The organism is Streptomyces sp. NPDC038213, assembly GCF_055600495.1.
Window position 1 is genome coordinate 1 of the sequence record NZ_JBVJYM010000037.1, and the last position, 17,418, is coordinate 17,418.

Annotated in this window: 17 protein-coding genes; 13 read left to right on the plus strand and 4 right to left on the minus strand. The window is 70.1% G+C overall.

Features of this window, described 5'->3' with window-relative positions; all coding sequences use genetic code 11:
• From ACZ7JZ_RS32020 to ACZ7JZ_RS32035, 4 genes are all read left to right on the plus strand, one after another.
• Positions 1-216, plus strand: a 216-nt coding sequence (locus tag ACZ7JZ_RS32020; protein ID WP_470945603.1) for a vitamin B12 dependent-methionine synthase activation domain-containing protein, incomplete at its 5' end; no start/stop codon positions are given.
• A gap of 107 nt (positions 217-323) precedes the next feature.
• The gene (locus ACZ7JZ_RS32025) at positions 324-1,025 is read left to right on the plus strand and encodes an HAD family hydrolase (protein ID WP_470945605.1); all 702 of its coding nucleotides are present in this window, start codon (positions 324-326) and stop codon (positions 1,023-1,025) included.
• A gap of 480 nt (positions 1,026-1,505) precedes the next feature.
• On the plus strand, positions 1,506-3,098 hold the full coding sequence (locus ACZ7JZ_RS32030; RefSeq protein ID WP_470945608.1) for an ABC transporter substrate-binding protein: 1,593 nt from the start codon (positions 1,506-1,508) through the stop codon (positions 3,096-3,098).
• Positions 3,099-3,190: 92 nt separating this feature from the next.
• Positions 3,191-4,774: an ABC transporter substrate-binding protein gene (locus ACZ7JZ_RS32035; RefSeq protein WP_470945611.1), complete on the plus strand. Its 1,584-nt coding sequence runs from the start codon at positions 3,191-3,193 to the stop codon at positions 4,772-4,774.
• A gap of 63 nt (positions 4,775-4,837) precedes the next feature.
• On the opposite strand, the gene ACZ7JZ_RS32040 is transcribed toward ACZ7JZ_RS32035, so the two are convergent.
• Positions 4,838-5,509: a response regulator gene (locus tag ACZ7JZ_RS32040; RefSeq protein ID WP_470945612.1), complete on the minus strand. Its 672-nt coding sequence runs from the start codon at positions 5,507-5,509 to the stop codon at positions 4,838-4,840.
• A 62-nt stretch (positions 5,510-5,571) separates the two neighbouring features.
• Positions 5,572-6,519, minus strand: coding sequence for a RecB family exonuclease (locus ACZ7JZ_RS32045; RefSeq protein ID WP_470945614.1), 948 nt, complete (start codon positions 6,517-6,519; stop codon positions 5,572-5,574).
• Positions 6,520-6,587: 68 nt separating this feature from the next.
• Here ACZ7JZ_RS32045 and ACZ7JZ_RS32050 point away from each other — a divergent pair, with 68 nt between their 5' ends.
• The 3 genes from ACZ7JZ_RS32050 (at position 6,588) to ACZ7JZ_RS32060 (ending at position 9,557) form a co-directional block, all read left to right on the plus strand.
• Positions 6,588-7,844, plus strand: coding sequence for a site-2 protease family protein (locus ACZ7JZ_RS32050; RefSeq protein ID WP_470945615.1), 1,257 nt, complete (start codon positions 6,588-6,590; stop codon positions 7,842-7,844).
• Positions 7,845-7,862: 18 nt separating this feature from the next.
• Positions 7,863-8,765 carry a tRNA (adenine-N1)-methyltransferase gene (locus ACZ7JZ_RS32055; RefSeq protein WP_470945617.1) on the plus strand — a complete coding sequence of 301 codons (903 nt, stop codon included), beginning with the start codon at positions 7,863-7,865 and terminating at the stop codon, positions 8,763-8,765.
• Positions 8,766-8,975: 210 nt separating this feature from the next.
• A complete protein-coding gene (locus ACZ7JZ_RS32060; RefSeq protein ID WP_470945619.1) occupies positions 8,976-9,557 on the plus strand; it encodes a hypothetical protein in 582 nt (193 codons plus the stop codon).
• Positions 9,558-9,614: 57 nt separating this feature from the next.
• Here the strand turns inward: ACZ7JZ_RS32060 and ACZ7JZ_RS32065 are convergent, their stop codons facing one another.
• Complete coding sequence (locus tag ACZ7JZ_RS32065; RefSeq protein WP_470945620.1) at positions 9,615-9,935, minus strand: ferredoxin; 321 nt, start codon at positions 9,933-9,935, stop codon at positions 9,615-9,617.
• Between the two features lie 253 nt (positions 9,936-10,188).
• On the opposite strand from ACZ7JZ_RS32065, the gene arc reads away from it, so the two are divergent.
• The 6 genes from arc to prcA all read left to right on the plus strand — a co-directional run bounded on the left by arc (position 10,189) and on the right by prcA (position 16,312).
• Entirely contained in the window at positions 10,189-11,955 is a 1,767-nt protein-coding gene (arc, locus tag ACZ7JZ_RS32070; protein WP_470945623.1) for a proteasome ATPase, read from the plus strand.
• A gap of 239 nt (positions 11,956-12,194) precedes the next feature.
• Positions 12,195-13,706, plus strand: a complete 1,512-nt coding sequence (gene dop, locus ACZ7JZ_RS32075; protein WP_470945624.1) for a depupylase/deamidase Dop — start codon at positions 12,195-12,197, stop codon at positions 13,704-13,706.
• A 159-nt stretch (positions 13,707-13,865) separates the two neighbouring features.
• Complete coding sequence (locus ACZ7JZ_RS32080; RefSeq protein WP_470945627.1) at positions 13,866-14,078, plus strand: ubiquitin-like protein Pup; 213 nt, start codon at positions 13,866-13,868, stop codon at positions 14,076-14,078.
• 378 nt (positions 14,079-14,456) lie between these two features.
• Positions 14,457-14,723 (plus strand): endonuclease VII domain-containing protein, encoded by a 267-nt coding sequence (locus tag ACZ7JZ_RS32085; protein ID WP_470945748.1) that lies wholly within the window; start codon positions 14,457-14,459, stop codon positions 14,721-14,723.
• The gene (gene prcB, locus ACZ7JZ_RS32090) at positions 14,675-15,514 is read left to right on the plus strand and encodes a proteasome subunit beta (RefSeq protein ID WP_470945629.1); all 840 of its coding nucleotides are present in this window, start codon (positions 14,675-14,677) and stop codon (positions 15,512-15,514) included. The genes ACZ7JZ_RS32085 and prcB overlap by 49 nt, the downstream gene beginning before the upstream one ends.
• 36 nt (positions 15,515-15,550) lie before the next feature.
• The gene (gene prcA, locus ACZ7JZ_RS32095; RefSeq protein WP_470945631.1) at positions 15,551-16,312 is read left to right on the plus strand and encodes a proteasome subunit alpha; all 762 of its coding nucleotides are present in this window, start codon (positions 15,551-15,553) and stop codon (positions 16,310-16,312) included.
• 93 nt (positions 16,313-16,405) lie between these two features.
• Here prcA and ACZ7JZ_RS32100 read toward each other — a convergent pair whose 3' ends face one another.
• Positions 16,406-17,398, minus strand: coding sequence for a LacI family DNA-binding transcriptional regulator (locus ACZ7JZ_RS32100; protein WP_470945751.1), 993 nt, complete (start codon positions 17,396-17,398; stop codon positions 16,406-16,408).
• Positions 17,399-17,418 lie beyond the last annotated feature (20 nt).

The window sequence follows — 17,418 nt, forward strand, 5'->3', positions numbered from 1 at the left end:
GTCGAGGACATGTTCGACCTCAAGTACCGCGGCGCCCGCTTCTCCCTCGGCTACGGCGCCTGCCCCGACCTCGAGGACCGCGCCAAGATCGCGGACCTCCTCCAGCCGGAGCGGATCGGGGTCCACCTGTCCGAGGAGTTCCAGCTGCACCCGGAACAGTCCACTGACGCGATCGTCATCCACCACCCCGAGGCCAAGTACTTCAACGCACGCTGAGCGGACGCGACGTACACTGGTCGGTCCCATACAGGCCGGTCGCCTGCACCGGGGGTGAGCCCCGGGCCGGCGGCCGGCCTTCTCGTCCCTTACAGGAGGTGCGCCGTATGACGAGTACGGTCCCCGCAGCCGTCCCCCGGACCGCCGACGGATCGGCCCTCCAGGCCGTGCTGCTCGACATGGACGGCACCCTGGTGGACACCGAGGGGTTCTGGTGGGACGCGGAGGTCGCCGTCTTCGCCGAGCTCGGCCACCGTCTCGAGGAGAGCTGGAAGCACGTCGTCGTGGGCGGCCCGATGAGCCGCAGCGGCGGCTTCCTGATCGAGTCCACCGGCGCCGCGATCGACATCGCCGAGCTCACCGTGCTCCTCAACGAGCGCTTCGAGGCCCGGATCGCGGAGGAGGTACCGCTGATGCCCGGCGCCGAGCGGCTGCTGGCCGAACTGGCCAGGCACAACATCCCCACCGCCCTGGTCTCCGCCTCCCACCGGCGGGTCATCGACCGGATCATGCACTCCCTGGGCCCGGAGCGCTTCGCCCTGAGCATCGCGGGCGACGAGGTGCCCCGTACCAAGCCGCACCCCGACCCCTACCTGCTCGCCGCCGCGCAGCTCGGGGCCCACCCGACCCGCTGCGCCGTCATCGAGGACACCGCCACCGGCGTGGCCGCCGCCGAGGCGGCCGGCTGCCGGGTCGTCGCCGTCCCGTCCGTGGGTGCGATCGCGCCCGCACCGGGCCGGACCGTGGTCTCCTCGCTGGAGGACGTGGACCTGTCCTTCCTCCGGTCCCTCATGACCGGAATGAATTAATCCGCTAACTCTGGGTAACGGTCGGGTCCATCCGCCCCGCCGGGGCCGATTGCGACATCTCGCAGCCAAGGGTGCGGAGGCTGAAATTCCTTCCCGGTGCCGCCGCGGAGCCGGGTGACCTTTGTCACCCGATTTCGCCCCATCGGGAGCCTCCGTACCCGCTCAGGGCTTCCCTTGTGTCCGCATTGATCTCCTCCTGACCGAATCCGACCGGCCGTCACCGTACGCAATCAGTGCGCGGCCATCACCGTGCGATTACGCACGCCCCCCGGCCAGTTCCAGCCATGCCTTCCGCGCCCACTATCGTCAGCGCAGGCACTTCGCCGCACCTCCGCGGACCGCACACACACCCCTGTGTCCGGGCTGCGTGGAACCGATCGTCTACAGACCCGGCCCGATCGTTTCCGCCCCGAACGGGCGGCCGCCGCGTAGTGCCCTTCCACCGCTGTGACAAGTGCCGGTCGAGGGAGAACTCCGAGCATGAACCGCAAGAACCTGGTGCTGGCGGCCGCCGCCGTCCTGCTCACCCCCGGCCTCGCCGCCTGCGGCAGCGCCACCGGCGGGGGAGCGGGCGGAGGGGCGATCGTCGTCGGCACCACGGACAGGTTCGAGGCAGCGGACTACGCTCCCGCCCCCTTCGATCCCGCCTACGCCTACGACGCGGGCACCTGGAACGTCCTGCGCCAGACGGTGCAGACCCTGATGCACATACCGCGCGGCGGCGGCGACCCCGTCCCCGAGGCGGCCTCCGACTGCCGCTTCACCGACAAGGGCAGCGAGAGCTACCGCTGCACCCTGCGCCCCGGCCTCAAGTTCGCCGACGGCGACCCGCTCACCGCCGCGGACGTCAAGTACTCCATCGAGCGCGTCCTGGCCATCAGCGACGACAACGGCCCCGTGGGCCTGCTGTCCACCCTCGACACCGTCGAGACCCAGGGCGCCGACACCGTCGTCTTCCACCTCAAGACGCCCGACGCGACCTTCCCGTACAAGCTGTCCACCCCCGCCGCGGGGATCGTCAGCAAGAAGAAGTACGAGGCGAAGAAGCTGCGCGCCGGCTTCGAGGTGGACGGCTCCGGTCCGTACACCATGAAGGCCGAGGTGGACGGCAACCGCATGGTCCGCGCCGTCTTCACCCGCAACGAGCACTACAAGGGCGATATCGAGCCCAAGAACGACAAGGTCGAGCTGCGCTCCTTCGAGGACTCCGGCGCCATGGGCCGGGCCCTGGAGGACGGCGGCATCCACATGATGTCCCGCAGCCTCTCGCCGGAGCAGATCCGGAAGCTGAACGACCAGCCGCCGAAGGGCGTCAAGATCGTCCCGATGCCCGGCCTGGAGATCCGCTACCTGGGCTTCAACACCAACGCCCCCGCCGTGAAGAACAAGGCCGTCCGGCAGGCGCTCGCCGCCGTCGTCGACCGCCACGCCCTGGTCGACCAGGTCTACGGCAAGGCGGCGGAGCCCCTGTACTCGCTGGTGCCCTCCGACGTGGGCGGCCACGTGAACTCGTTCTTCAACAAGTACGGCGAGGCCGACCGGGCCAAGGCCGCGGAGCTGCTGCGCGAGGGCGGCGTCCGCACCCCCGTCAAGCTGACCCTGAACTACACCACGGACCACTACGGCGAGGGCACCGCCGAGGAGTTCGAGGCCCTCAGGACCCAGCTGAACGCCACGAAGCTGTTCGACGTCACCGTCCAGGGCACCCCCTGGGCCGAGTTCCGCCCCGCCCAGAAGAAGGGCGACTACGCGGTCTACGGCCTGGGCTGGTTCCCGGACTTCCCCGACGCCGACAACTTCACCGCGCCGTTCCTGGAGGAGGGCAACTTCCTCAACACTCCGTACGCGAACAGCACGGTGCGCGGAAAGCTGATCCCCGAGTCCCGGCGCGCGGGAGACCGCACCATCGCCGCCCAGAGCTTCGGCGAGATGCAGGACATCGTCGCCGAGGACGTGCCCGTCCTGCCCCTGTGGCAGGCCAAGCAGTACGTCGCCGCACGCGACGGAATCACCGGTGTGGAGTGGTCGGTCAACTCCATCTCCGACCTCCAGCTGTGGGAGCTCGGCCGCTGAACCAGCGGCGGGGCACCCCGGTACGGGCAGCAACCGGCAGCGGCAGGCGCGGGCCGGCGGACACCAGAGTCAAGACAGTGAGGCACGTTCGCGTGAAGAGACGTAACCAGTGGTTGGCGGCCCCGCTCGGCGCGGCGACCGCCGCCGCCCTGCTCAGCGGTTGCGGTTCGCAGGAGGGCGGTTCGGAGGCCGGCGGCGGCAGCGTGGTCATGGGCATGTCCGACAAGGTCACGGCGACGGATCCCGCCTCGGGATACGACGCCGGCTCCTGGCTCCTGTTCAACAACGTCTTCCAGACCCTGCTGTCCTTCCCCAAGGACAACACCGTCCCCGAGCCGGACGCCGCCGAGGAGTGCACCTTCGAGGGCGGCGGCAGCCGCGTCTACCGCTGCACCCTCAAGCCCGGCCTCAAGTTCAGCAACGGCAACGCGCTGACCTCGAAGGACGTCAAGTTCTCCTTCGAGCGCACGCTGAAGATCAACGACCCCAACGGGCCCGCGGTCCTGCTGTCCTCGATCGATTCCATCGAGACCCCCGACGAGAAGAACGTCGTCTTCCGCCTCAAGACCGACGACGCGACCTTCCCCAGCAAGATCGCCGCCGGCGCCGGCTCCATCGTGGACCACCGCGAGTACCCCGCCGACAAGCTCCGCACCGACGACAAGGCCGTCGGCTCCGGCGTCTACACCCTGGACTCCATCGACGGCAAGACCGCCAAGTTCTCGGTGAACGACAACTACGGCGGCGAAGCCAAGCCGAAGAACTCCGGCGTCACCATGAAGTTCTTCAACGACGACCAGGGCGCCCTCAAGAGCGCCCTGGAGAGCGGCGAGATCGACTTCGCCTTCCGCGGCCTCGCCGCCAAGGACATCGCCGGCCTCAGCGGCGGCGCCGCCGGCTCCGGCCAGTTCGACGTGGTCCAGGGCACCGGGGCCGAGGTCCAGCACCTCGTCTTCAACATGGACGACCCGATCGCCGGCAAGGCCCACATCCGCAAGGCCATCGCCTACCTCGTCGACCGCGAGGCCCTCGTCCGCGACGTGCACGACAGCACCGCGCTGCCGCTCTACTCGCTGATCCCCTCGGGCATCGCCGCCCACACCACCGCCTTCTTCGACCTCTACGGCGGCTCCCCGCAGCCCGACAAGGCCCGCCAGGTCCTGCGCAAGGCCGGGGTCACCGACAAGGTCAAGCTCACCCTCTGGTCCACCCCGGCCCGCTTCGGCCCGGCCACGGACTCCGAGCTCCAGACCATCGCCAAGCAGCTCAACGCCAGCGGCCTCTTCGAGGCCGACGTGAAGTCCGTCGACTACGAGCAGTACGAGAAGGACATCAAGGCCGGCAAGTACGGCGTGTACGTCAAGGGCTGGATCCCGGACTACCCGGACCCGGACAGCTTCACCCAGCCCTTCTTCGGCGAGGGCAACGTCCTCGGCAACAACTACGAGAACGAGACCATCACCGGGAAGATCATCCCCAAGACGGCCGCCGCCACCGAGCGCTCCGTCAGCACCGCCGACTACACCAGGCTCCAGGCGATCGTCGCCGAGGACATCCCGCTGCTGCCCCTGTGGCAGAGCAAGCAGTACGCCGTCGCCCGCGAGGACGTCACCGGACTCCAGTGGTCCCTCGACTCCTCCACCGTCTTCCGCTTCTGGGAGATCAGCAAGGGCTGACCCGGCCGCCCCGGGGATCCGCGAGGACCCCGGGGCCGCCCGGACCGCCGCCCCGGCGCCCGCTCACTGGGCCCCGGGGCGCACCAGTCCGCTCTCGTACGCGTACACCGCCGCCTGCACCCGGTCCCGCAGCCCCAGCTTGGTCAGCACGTGCCCCACATGGGTCTTGACCGTGGTCTCGCTCACGAACAGGTCCGCTGCGATCTCCGCGTTCGACAGCCCCCGGGCCACCAGCTTCAGCACCTCGACCTCGCGCTCCGTGAGCGTCCCCAGCGAATCCGGGACCGGCTCCTCACCCGAGGGCAGATGCCCCGCGTACTTGTCCAGCAGCCGCCGCGTGATGCTCGGCGCGAGCATCGCCTCGCCGCCCGCCACCACCCGGATCGCCTGCACCAGCTCCGCCGCCGGCGCGTCCTTCAGCAGGAAACCGCTGGCCCCGGCGCGCAGCGCCTCCACCACGTACTCGTCCAGGTCGAACGTGGTCAGCACCAGCACCTTCGCCGGACCGTTGCGGTCCGGACCCGTGATCTGCCGGGTGGCCTCCACCCCGTCCATCCGCGGCATCCGGATGTCCATCAGCACCACGTCCGGCTGCAGCGCGCGCACCTGGTCCAGGGCCTGCAGCCCGTCCCCCGCCTCACCCACCACCGCGAGGTCCCCCTCCGCCTCCAGGATCATCCGGAAACCGGTGCGCAGCAGCGGCTGGTCGTCGACCAGGAGGACACGGATCGTCACGGGAAACCTCACATCATCGGGCGGGGACGCCGGTCCGCCCCATTCTGCCCTGACCCCGCACCTCAGCCCGAGGCCGGGAGACCCCCCTCCCCGGCAGCCTCCCCCTCGGCCGGCCGCCGCGCCGGGACGACCAGCGGGTACACCGGGGGAGTGCCCCCGAACTCCGGACACACCGACCGGTGGTCGCACCAGCCGCACAGCTTCGTCGGACGCGGCCGCCACTCACCCGTTTCGGTGGCCTCCCGGATCGCCTCCCACAGCGCCAGCAGCTTGCGCTCCACCCGCTCCAGGTCCCCCGGCACCGGGTCGTACGTCAGCACGTCCCCACTGCCCAGGTACACCAGCTGCAGCCGCCGCGGCAGCACCCCCTTCAGCCGCCACACCACCAGCGCGTAGAACTTCATCTGGAACAGGGCGCCCTCCGCGTACTCCGGCCGCGGCGCCTTGCCCGTCTTGTAGTCGACGATCCGCACCTCGCCCGTCGGCGCCACGTCCACCCGGTCGATGATCCCGCGCAGCCGCAGCCCCGACTCCAGCTCCGTCTCCACGAAGAACTCCCGCTCCACCGGCTCCAGCCGCGTCGGGTCCTCCAGCGTGAACCAGCGCTCCACCAGCGCCTCCGCCTCCGTCAGCCAGCGCGCCAGCCGCTCACCCTCCGCAGCCGCCGCCCCGCCCCCGCCGTCCCCACCGGCACCGCCCTCCCCGCCCGGCTCCGCCCGGAACAGCTCCGCCAGCTCCGGCCTCGCCTCCAGCAGCCGGTCCCACTGCCCCGGCACCAGCGACTTCGCCCGCACCGCCGTCCGCTCCGCCGCCGGATGGTCGAAGAGCCGCTCCAGCACCGCGTGCACCAGCGTGCCCTTCGTCGCCGCCGCACTCGGCTTCTCCGGCAGCTTGTCGATCACCCGGAACCGGTACAGCAGGGGACACTGCATGAAGTCACTCGCCCGCGAAGGCGACAGCGAAGAGGGCGCCACGGCTTCGCCGCCGCCCGGACCGGGGATCGTCGTCATGACACAGACCCTACGACCCGCCGCCGACAGCACGCGCATACCATCGACGGCAGCCGCCCTCGACCTGCATGATCGAGGGACCCCCACCAGCCGACAGAAGGACAGCAGTGGCCGACACCGACACACCGGAAGGCCCCGGCCGGAACGGGAACACCGGACACAGGCCCTCCGAACCGGGCGGCGGACTCCTCATGGGCCGCCCCTTCGGCGTGCCCGTCTACGTCTCGCCCAGCTGGTTCCTCGTCGCCGCCCTCATCACCTGGGTCTTCGGCGACCGGCTCGAAACCGTCCTCCCCGACCTCGGCGCCGCCCGCTACCTGGTCGCCCTCTTCTTCGCCGTGGCCTTCTACGCCTCCGTACTCGTCCACGAACTGGCCCACACCGTCGCCGCCCTCCGCTACAAACTCCCCGTGCGGCGCATCCGCCTCCAGTTCTTCGGCGGAGTCTCCGAGATCGAGAAGGAGTCCGAGACCGCCGCCCGCGAGTTCGTCCTCGCCTTCGTCGGCCCCCTCCTCTCCCTCGTCCTCGCCGGAGTCTTCTACGCCGGCATGCAGGCCACCGACTCCGGCAGCATCCCCGGCGTCCTCCTCGCCGGCCTGATGATCTCCAACCTCATCGTCGCCGCCTTCAACCTCCTGCCCGGCCTCCCCCTCGACGGCGGCCGGATGCTCCGCGCCGTCGTCTGGGGCATCACCGGCAAACCCATGACCGGCACCATCGCCGCCGCCTGGACCGGCCGCGCCCTCGCCCTCGCCGTCCTCGTCGGCCTGCCCTGGCTCACCCACAGCGAGATCCTCGGCAACAACGCCGACGACCTCAGCGGCATGGACACCGTCACCGACGCCCTCCTCGCCGCCATCCTCGCCGCCATCATCTGGACCGGCGCCGGCAACAGCCTCCGCATGGCCCGCCTGCGCGAACACCTCCCGCAACTGCGCGCCCGCGCCCTCACCCGCCGCGCCATCCCCGTCGAACCCGCCACCCCCCTCTCCGAGGCCCTCCGCCGCGCCGACGAAGCCGGAGCCCGCGCCCTCGTCGTCGTCGACCCCCACGGAGACCCCACCGCCCTCGTCCGCGAGAGCGCCATCGCCTCCGTACCCGAACACCGCCGCCCCTGGATCGACGTCGCCAGCCTCGCCCAGGACCTCACCGACGGCATGAAGGTTTCCGCAGAGCTCGCCGGCGAAGAACTCCTCGACACCCTCCGCACCACCCCCGCCACCGAATACCTCGTCCTCGAACCCACCGGCGAGATCTACGGGGTCCTCTCCACCCTCGACGTCGAGAAGGCCTTCGTGAAGGCCATGGCGCGGCCCCACTCCTGAACCCAATACACTGGTCACATGTCCGAACCGACCGGTGCCGCCCGCCGACGCGGGCCCTTCAAGGTCGGGGACCAGGTTCAGCTCACCGACCCCAAGGGCCGCCACTACACGTTCACGCTCGAAGCAGGGAAGAACTTCCACACCCACAAGGGTTCCTTCCCCCACGACGAGCTGATCGGTGCCCCCGAGGGCAGTGTTGTCCGTACCACGGGGAACGTCGCCTACCTCGCGCTGCGCCCCCTGCTCCCCGACTACGTCCTGTCCATGCCCCGCGGCGCCGCCGTGGTCTACCCCAAGGACGCGGGCCAGATCCTGGCCTTCGCCGACATCTTCCCCGGCGCCCGCGTCGTGGAGGCCGGGGTGGGCTCCGGCTCCCTGAGCAGCTTCCTCCTGCGCGCCATCGGCGACCAGGGAATGCTGCACAGCTACGAGCGCCGGGCGGACTTCGCGGAGATCGCGAAGGACAACGTCGAGCGCTACTTCGGCGGCCCGCACCCCGCCTGGCAGCTGACCGTCGGCGACCTCCAGGACAACCTGACCGACACCGACGTCGACCGCGTGATCCTCGACATGCTCGCCCCCTGGGAGTGCCTGGACGCCGTCAAGAAGGCGCTCGTCCCCGGCGGCATCCTCTGCTGCTACGTGGCCACCACCACCCAGCTCTCCAAGACCGTCGAGTCCATCCGCGAGATCGGCTGCTTCGCCGAACCGCAGCCGTGGGAGTCGATGATCCGCAACTGGCACGTGGAAGGCCTCGCCGTCCGCCCCGACCACCGGATGATCGGCCACACCGGCTTCCTCGTCACCGCCCGCCGCCTCGCCGACGGCGTGGAGCCCCCGCTCCGCCGCCGCCGCCCCGCCAAGGGCGCCTACGGCGAGGACTACGAGGGCCCCGGCTCCGGCTCCGGCCAGCGCGGCTGACCCGCAACAACACCACGGCGCCGCGGCCCCGTTCGACCCGCACGCGGGGAACGGGGCTCCGGCGCCCTCTCGTTGCCCCGGAACCGCCCCCGCGGGCAGCCACCGGGCCCGCCACAGCCGCGGGACCCGCCCGTTCCGCCCCGATGTGAGGTGTGGCACGATGCTGGCTCCCCCTCAGAAGCGCCGGCCGCACCCCAGGAGACACCCCGCGTGCACACCCCCGCCGCCCCGGAACAGGCCCACACCCGCACCCGGCCGCTCCACTGGGCCGCCACCGCGCTCGCCATCGCCGCCGTCACGGCCGCAGCAGGCCTCCTCCAGCCCTCCGGAGCCCACGGCACCGCCACCCCCGGCCCCCACGGCCGCACCGGCACGCACCCCGGCAGCACCGCCGCCCCCGACGCCGCAACCGCCCGCTACCCCCTCGACTGCCGCGGACTGCCCACCGCCGTCACCGCCAGCGCCAGCGGCGACCTCGACGGCGACGGCACCCCCGAAACCGTCGCAGCCGTCCGCTGCGCAGCCGGCTCCGGCACCCCGCCCAACGGCATCTACGTCCTCACCGCCGGCACGAGCGGAACCCCGCCCCGGGTCGTCGCCACCCTCCTCGACCCCCGGCAGCGGCAGAACGTGCCCGAGCTCACCGTCCGCGCAGGAGCCGTCACCGCCACCCTGCTCGGCTACTCCAGCCCGCAGACACCCAGCTGCTGCCCCGACACCCGCCGCACCGCCAAGTGGCACTGGACCGGCGGCAAGTTCCTCCAGCAGACCGGCGAAGCGGAACGTGTCTGAGGGGTCACCGCACGTCGCGGGACCCCTCACCGACACACCCCACGTCAACGCACCGCGTCAGTCCGCATCCGGACCGTAAACCTCCACGCCGTCCGCGACCCGGCGCACATGGATGCACTCACCCGGGCACTCCTTCGCCGAATCCACCACGTCCTGCAGCAGCGTCAGCGGCACCGGCGTCGTCGCCCCCGCATCCTGCAGCAGCTCGTCCTCCGCGCCCTTCACGTACGCCAGCCCGTCGATGTCGAGCTCGAACACCTCCGGCGCGTACTGCACGCAGATCCCGTCGCCAGTACACAGATCCTGGTCGATCCAGACCTCCAGCGGCTCCCGGCCCTCGCTCGCGCCCACTTCCGGAGCCTCCTGCTGCACGGTCATATCCCCTGCCGATCCCTGCACTCTCAGAAACAACACGGCGCAAGTCGCGCCGCCCCTGACGGGTGTTGAACGACTCGACCTTACAACCGCCTGCTTTCCGATGTTGATGGGTGGGTATTTCCCTGGCGAGGGGGAGTACGCAAGGGTGAAGATCGGACACACTCCTACCGACTTAGTGATCTAGGGGTTTCAATCACTGCCAGCCCAGGTAGGGTCAGGAAGCGTCCAGCTCCCCATGGAGGAGGTGAGGACCGTGGCAGCCCACGACGACGACATCAACCGCGGCATCCGGCCGGGGCGGGGGTCTGATGACCCCGCCGGCCAGGTTGCCTATCTCGAGCAGGAAATCGCCGTCCTGCGCCGCAAGCTCGCCGACTCTCCGCGACACACGAGGATTCTCGAAGAGCGGATCGTCGAGCTCCAGACGAATCTGGCGGGCGTATCCGCACAGAATGAGCGGCTCGCCAATACCCTCCGTGAGGCCCGCGACCAGATCGTGGCCCTCAAGGAGGAAGTCGACCGGCTCGCACAGCCGCCGGCCGGCTTCGGTGTCTTCCTGCAAGCCAATGAGGACGACACCGTCGACATCTTCACCGGCGGCCGCAAGCTCAGGGTGAACGTCAGCCCGAGCGTCGACCCCCAGGACCTCCGGCGCGGCCAGGAGGTCATGCTCAACGAGGCCCTCAACGTGGTCGAGGCCATGGAGTTCGAACGGGCCGGGGACATCGTCACCCTCAAGGAGATCCTCGAGGACGGCGAGCGCGCCCTGGTCGTCGGGCACACCGACGAGGAGAGGGTGGTGAGGCTCGCCGAGCCCCTGCTGGACGTCACCATCCGCCCCGGCGACGCCCTCCTGCTCGAACCCCGCTCCGGCTACGTGTACGAAGTGGTCCCCAAGAGCGAGGTCGAGGAACTCGTCCTCGAAGAGGTCCCGGACATCGACTACGAGAAGATCGGCGGCCTGGGCGACCAGATCGAGCTGATCCGCGACGCCGTCGAGCTCCCCTACCTCTACCCGGACCTGTTCAAGGAGCACGAACTGCGGCCCCCGAAGGGCATCCTGCTCTACGGCCCGCCCGGCTGCGGCAAGACGCTCATCGCCAAGGCCGTCGCCAACTCCCTTGCCAAGAAGGTCGCCGAGGTGACCGGAAAGGCAGCCGGGAAGTCGTACTTCCTGAACATCAAGGGCCCCGAGCTCCTCAACAAGTACGTCGGCGAGACCGAGCGGCACATCCGCCTCGTCTTCCAGCGTGCCCGCGAGAAGGCCAGCGAGGGCACCCCCGTCATCGTCTTCTTCGACGAGATGGAATCCCTCTTCCGCACCCGCGGATCCGGCGTCAGCTCGGACGTGGAGAACACCATCGTCCCGCAGCTCCTCGCCGAGATCGACGGCGTGGAAGGCCTCGAGAACGTGATCGTGATCGGCGCCTCCAACCGCGAGGACATGATCGACCCGGCCATCCTGCGCCCCGGCCGGCTCGACGTGAAGATCAAGATCGAGCGTCCGGACGCCGAAGCGGCCAAGGACATCTTCGCCAAGTACCTCAAGGCCACCCTCCCGCTGCACGCCGACGACCTCGGCGAGCACCAGGGATCGCCCGCGGCCGCCGTCCACAGCATGATCCAGACCGTGGTCGAGCAGATGTACGCCGAGTCCGAGGAGAACCGCTTCCTCGAGGTCACGTACGCCAACGGCGACAAGGAAGTCCTCTACTTCAAGGACTTCAACTCCGGCGCCATGATCCAGAACATCGTGGACCGGGCCAAGAAGATGGCCATCAAGGCCTTCCTCGACCAGAACCAGAAGGGTCTGCGCGTCTCCCACCTCCTCCAGGCCTGCGTGGACGAGTTCAAGGAGAACGAGGACCTGCCCAACACCACCAACCCCGACGACTGGGCCCGCATCTCCGGCAAGAAGGGCGAGCGGATCGTCTTCATCCGCACCCTCGTCACCGGAAAGCAGGGCGCGGACACCGGGCGCTCCATCGACACGGTGGCCAACACCGGTCAGTACCTCTGATCCACCGGGGCGGCTGCGGATGCCCCATCCGGGGCATCCGCAGCCGACTGCTTTTCGGCCGCCCACGCCGCCGAGGCAATGACTGAAATGATCTCCCCAGCAGCGCGGAGCCGTTCTAGGCTCATCCGTACCGCCGCATCCGCAGTGCGGTGACGGGCACCGCACGCACATGCACCGCAGCACCAGCGGTACTTGAGCGCCGCTCCCGAAGGGGAGCGCCGCCGGGCAAGGAGGGCCGCATGACCGTACGGCGAGTAATGGGGATCGAGACGGAGTACGGGATCTCCGTCCCCGGGCACCCGAACGCCAATGCCATGCTCACCTCGTCCCAGATCGTCAACGCCTACGCGGCGGCGATGCACCGGGCGCGCCGCGCCCGCTGGGACTTCGAGGAGGAGAACCCGCTGCGGGACGCCCGCGGCTTCGACCTCGCCCGCGAGGCCGCCGACACCAGCCAGCTGACGGACGAGGACATCGGCCTCGCCAACGTGATCCTCACCAACGGCGCCCGCCTCTACGTCGACCACGCCCACCCCGAGTACAGCTCGCCGGAGGTCACCAACCCCCGCGACGCCGTCCTCTGGGACAAGGCCGGCGAGCGGATCATGGCCGAGGCGGCCGAGCGGGCGGCGCAGCTGCCCGGGGCCCAGCCCATCCACCTCTACAAGAACAACACCGACAACAAGGGCGCCTCGTACGGCACGCACGAGAACTACCTGATGAAGCGGGAGACCCCCTTCTCGGACATCGTGCGCCACCTCACGCCCTTCTTCGTCTGCCGCCAGGTGGTCACCGGCGCCGGCCGGGTCGGCATCGGCCAGGACGGCCGGGAGCACGGCTTCCAGATCAGCCAGCGCGCGGACTACTTCGAGGTCGAGGTCGGCCTCGAGACCACCCTCAAGCGCCCCATCATCAACACCCGCGACGAACCGCACTCCGACGCGGAGAAGTACCGCCGCCTGCACGTGATCATCGGCGACGCCAACCTCTCCGAGATCTCCACGTACCTCAAGCTCGGCACCACGGCCCTGGTCCTGTCGATGATCGAGGACGGGTTCATCACGGTCGACCTCGCCGTCGAGCAGCCGGTGCGCACCCTCCACCAGATCTCGCACGACCCCGACCTGCGACGGCTCATCACCCTCCGCAGCGGCCGCAGCCTCACGGCGGTGCAGCTGCAGATGGAGTACTACGAGCTGGCCAGGAAGTACGTGGAGGAGCGTTTCGGGTCCGACGCGGACGAGCAGACCATGGACGTGCTCAGCCGCTGGGAGGACGTGCTGGGGAGGCTGGAGAGCGACCCCATGAGCCTGTCGGGGGAGCTCGACTGGATCGCCAAGCGGGAGATCCTGGAGGGCTACCGCAGGCGCGACGGACTCGACTGGGACGCGGCCCGTCTGCACCTGGTCGACCTGCAGTACTCGGACGTGCGGCCCGACAAGGGGCTGTACAACCGCCTGGTGGCCCGCGGGAAGATGAAGCGGCTCCTGGACGAGCCGGGGGTGGAGCGGGCCGAGAGCAAGCCCCCGGAGGACACCAGGGCCTACTTCCGCGGCCGCTGCCTGGAGCAGTACGCGGACGACGTGGCCGCGGCCTCCTGGGACTCGGTCATCTTCGACCTTCCGGGCCGGGACTCGCTCCAGCGCGTCCCCACCCTGGAGCCGCTGCGGGGCACGAGGAGCCACGTCAAGGACCTCCTGGACCGCTGCCGTACGGCGGAGGACCTGGTCCGGGTCCTCTCGGGCGGCTGAAATGCCCTCCGCCCGGGAATCATGAACCTGAGACCCGGGCGTTCTGAAATGACCGGCCCGAAATCGGGGCCCTGAATGTAGGGTCTGACCAGGGTCTGATCTTGGGATTCCGACACGGAATCCCGCCTACGAGCGTGAACCGAGCGGGGTGAGGGAGACATGGCGACCAAGGACACCGGCGGCGGACAGCAGAAGGCCACGCACTCCACGGAGGAGGTCGAGGAGACCACCGTCGAGGCGAGCTCCGACCTCAAGGAGCGTCAGGAGAAGCTCTCGGACGACGTGGACTCGGTACTCGACGAAATCGATGATGTGCTCGAAGAGAACGCCGAGGATTTTGTTCGAAGCTTCGTTCAAAAGGGTGGTCAGTAAGCTCTTTTTGCCTTCGAATCGAAGGCGCCTTGGTGGGGTGGGGCCATGGCAACCGAAACCAAGTGGTGTCGTGGATGCGACCGGGGTCTACCTCTGAGCTCTTTCGCAGCCAACCGCTGCACCAAGGATGGTCTCCAGGCGAGGTGCCGGGAGTGCGTCGCGGCCTACGGGGCGCAGCACTACCGGCGCCGCCAGGAGGCGAAGGGCAAGTTCGTTCCCGCGAAGGTGGTCGTGCCGCAGGGCTGGAAGCGGTGCCGCAGCTGCGGTGAGGTGAAGCCGCACAGTGACTGGCACAGGAACGCTACTGCGTCCGACGGCCTGGCTACCTGCTGCAAGCCCTGCAAGGCGGCCCGGGGGCGTGCCGGGCATCTGAAGCGCATGTACGGCATCACGGAAGCTCAGCGCGACCAGGAAATCGCGGCCCAGCAAGGGGTCTGCGTGATTTGCCAAGCGGGTCCGGCAGAGCACGTGGATCACGATCACCAGACGGGTAAGGTCCGGGGCGTACTGTGCTTCAGCTGTAACGCAGCCCTGGGGCAGTTCAAAGACCGGCCGGACGTCATAAGGCGTGCAGCCGCATACGTGGAAGGAAACCTGTGGAAGCCAATACTCCAAGCACAGGGCGTCTGCCGGCAGCCTTCCTGACGCCGGGGTCCTCGTCCTTCATGGACTTCCTGGGCGCGCACTCGCCCGAGCTGCTGCCGGGGAACCGGACGCTGCCCCCGGGGATCGTCGAGGCGCCGCACGGCACGACCATCGTGGCCGCGACCTTCCCCGGCGGGGTCGTGCTCGCCGGTGACCGGCGGGCGACGATGGGGAACATGATCGCCCAGCGGGACATCGAGAAGGTGTTCCCGGCGGACGAGTACTCCGCGGTCGGCATCGCCGGTACCGCCGGCCTCGCCGTGGAGATGGTCAAGCTGTTCCAGCTGGAGCTGGAGCACTTCGAGAAGGTGGAGGGCGCCACGCTCTCGCTGGAGGGCAAGGCGAACCGCCTCTCCACCATGATCCGCGCAAATCTCGGCATGGCCATGCAGGGCCTCGCCGTGGTCCCGCTGTTCGCCGGCTGGGACGAGGGCAGGGAGAAGGGCCGGATCTTCTCGTACGACGTGACGGGCGGCCGGTCCGAGGAGCACGGCTTCGCGGCCACCGGCTCCGGCTCCATCTTCGCCCGCGGGTCGCTGAAGAAGCTGTACCGGAACGACCTGACGGAGCAGCAGGCCACGACCCTGGTCGTCCAGGCCCTGTACGACGCCGCGGACGACGACTCGGCGACCGGCGGCCCGGACATGGCCCGGCGGATCTTCCCGATCGTCGCGGTCATCACCGAAGAGGGGTACCGCAGGCTGTCCGAGGAGGAGTCCTCGGGCCTGGCGCGCTCGGTCACCGAGCGCCGCCTGGAGCAGCCCGACGGGCCGCGCGCGGCCCTCCTCTGACCCCTCGTCACCCGAGAAGAAAGGGACGGATAGCCGGTGTCGACGCCGTTCTACGTTTCCCCTCAGCAGGCCATGGCCGACCGGGCGGAGTACGCCCGCAAGGGCATCGCACGCGGCCGCAGCCTCGTCGTGCTGCAGTACGACGACGGCATCGTGTTCGTCGGTGAGAACCCGTCCCGCGCGCTGCACAAGTTCAGCGAGATCTACGACCGGATCGGCTTCGCGGCCGCCGGCAAGTACAACGAGTACGAGAACCTCCGCATCGGCGGGGTGCGTTACGCGGACCTGCGCGGCTACACGTACGACCGCGACGACGTGACCGCCCGCGGCCTGGCGAACGTGTACGCCCAGACGCTGGGCACCATCTTCTCCTCGGCCGGCGAGAAGCCGTACGAGGTGGAGCTGGTGGTGGCGGAGGTCGGGGAGTCCGCTGCGGGCGACCAGATCTACCGGCTGCCGCACGACGGCTCGATCGTGGACGAGCACGGCTCGGTCGCGGTCGGCGGGAACGCCGAGCAGATCAGCACCTTCCTCGACCAGCGGCACCGGGACGGCATGGGCCTCTCGGAGGCGCTGAAGCTGGCCGTACAGGCCCTGTCGAGCCAGGCCAACGGTGCGGACCGGGAGATCCCCGCGGACCGTCTGGAGGTCGCCGTGCTGGACCGCACGCGCGCTCAGCAGCGGAAGTTCAAGCGGATCCGGGGCCGGCAGCTGGAGCGGCTGCTGGAGCCGGTGGTGGCGGCGGAGGCCCAGGCCGACGCCGTGTCGAACGACGAGGCTCCGGAGGACTCCGAGTAGTCCCCGGTCGTTCCGTGTAGTCCCGAGGCGTGTGGCGCCCCGGTCCGTGGTTTCACGGGCCGGGGCGCTGCCGTGTTTGCGGCCGGTTCGGGTTCAGGGGGCGGGCGGCGGGGCGGTGGAGCCGCGGACGACCAGGGTGACGGGGAGTTCGGGGCCGTCCCAGGGGCGGCCTTCGAGGACGGCGAGCAGGGCGCGCATGCCGTCGGCTCCGACCTCTTCGGCGGGCAGGCGGACGGTGGTGAGCTCGGGTTCGACGGCGGTGGCGAGGGCCAGGTCGTCGAAGCCGGTGACGGAGAGGTCGTCGGGGATGCGCAGGCCGAGGCGGCGGGCGGCTTTGCAGGCGCCGGCGGCGAGGATGTCGTCGTCGCAGACGACGGCGGTGGGCCGGGGGGTGTCCGGGCTGCGGCCGGGGCCGAGGGCGTGTTCGGCGGCGGCGCGGGCGGCGTCCACGGTGAGGGGGGCGGTGGTGGTCTCCAGGGTGGTGCCGGGGGTTTCGCGGAGGGTTTCGGCGAGGGCGCGGGCGCGGACGCGGAAGGTCCAGGTGTCCACGGCGGAGGCCAGGTGGAGCAGGTGGCGGTGGCCGAGGCCGAGGAGGTGGCGGGCGGCCTGGCGGATGCCGTCGTCGATGGCGGGGTTGACGCAGGCGGAGGCGCCGCCGGCGCGGGGGTCGCTGTCGAGCATGACGAGGGGGAGGTCGGCGCCTTTGATGGCTTCGAGGGCGTCGACGGCCATGGAGGAGGCGATGACCCCGTCGAGGGCGGCGCGGGCGGAGGCGAAGGGGTCGCGGGCGGGTCCGGTGCCGTCGGGGGAGGGGTAGAGGACGACGCCGAAGCCGTGTGCGGCGGCGACGTCGGCGGCGCCGGTGTAGACGCGGGCGAAGAACTCGTTGGTGAGGGCGGGGACGACGAGGAGGGCGGTGCGGGTGCTGCCGAGGCGCAGGCTGCGGGCGGCGAGGTTGGGGCGGTAGCCGAGTTCCTCGGCGGCGGTGCGGACGAGGGCGGCGGTGCGGGGGGAGACGCGGCCGGTCCACTTGTCGCCGAGGACGAGGGAGACGGTGGCCTGGGAGACCCCGGCGGCGGCGGCCACGTCCCGGCTGGTGGGCCTTG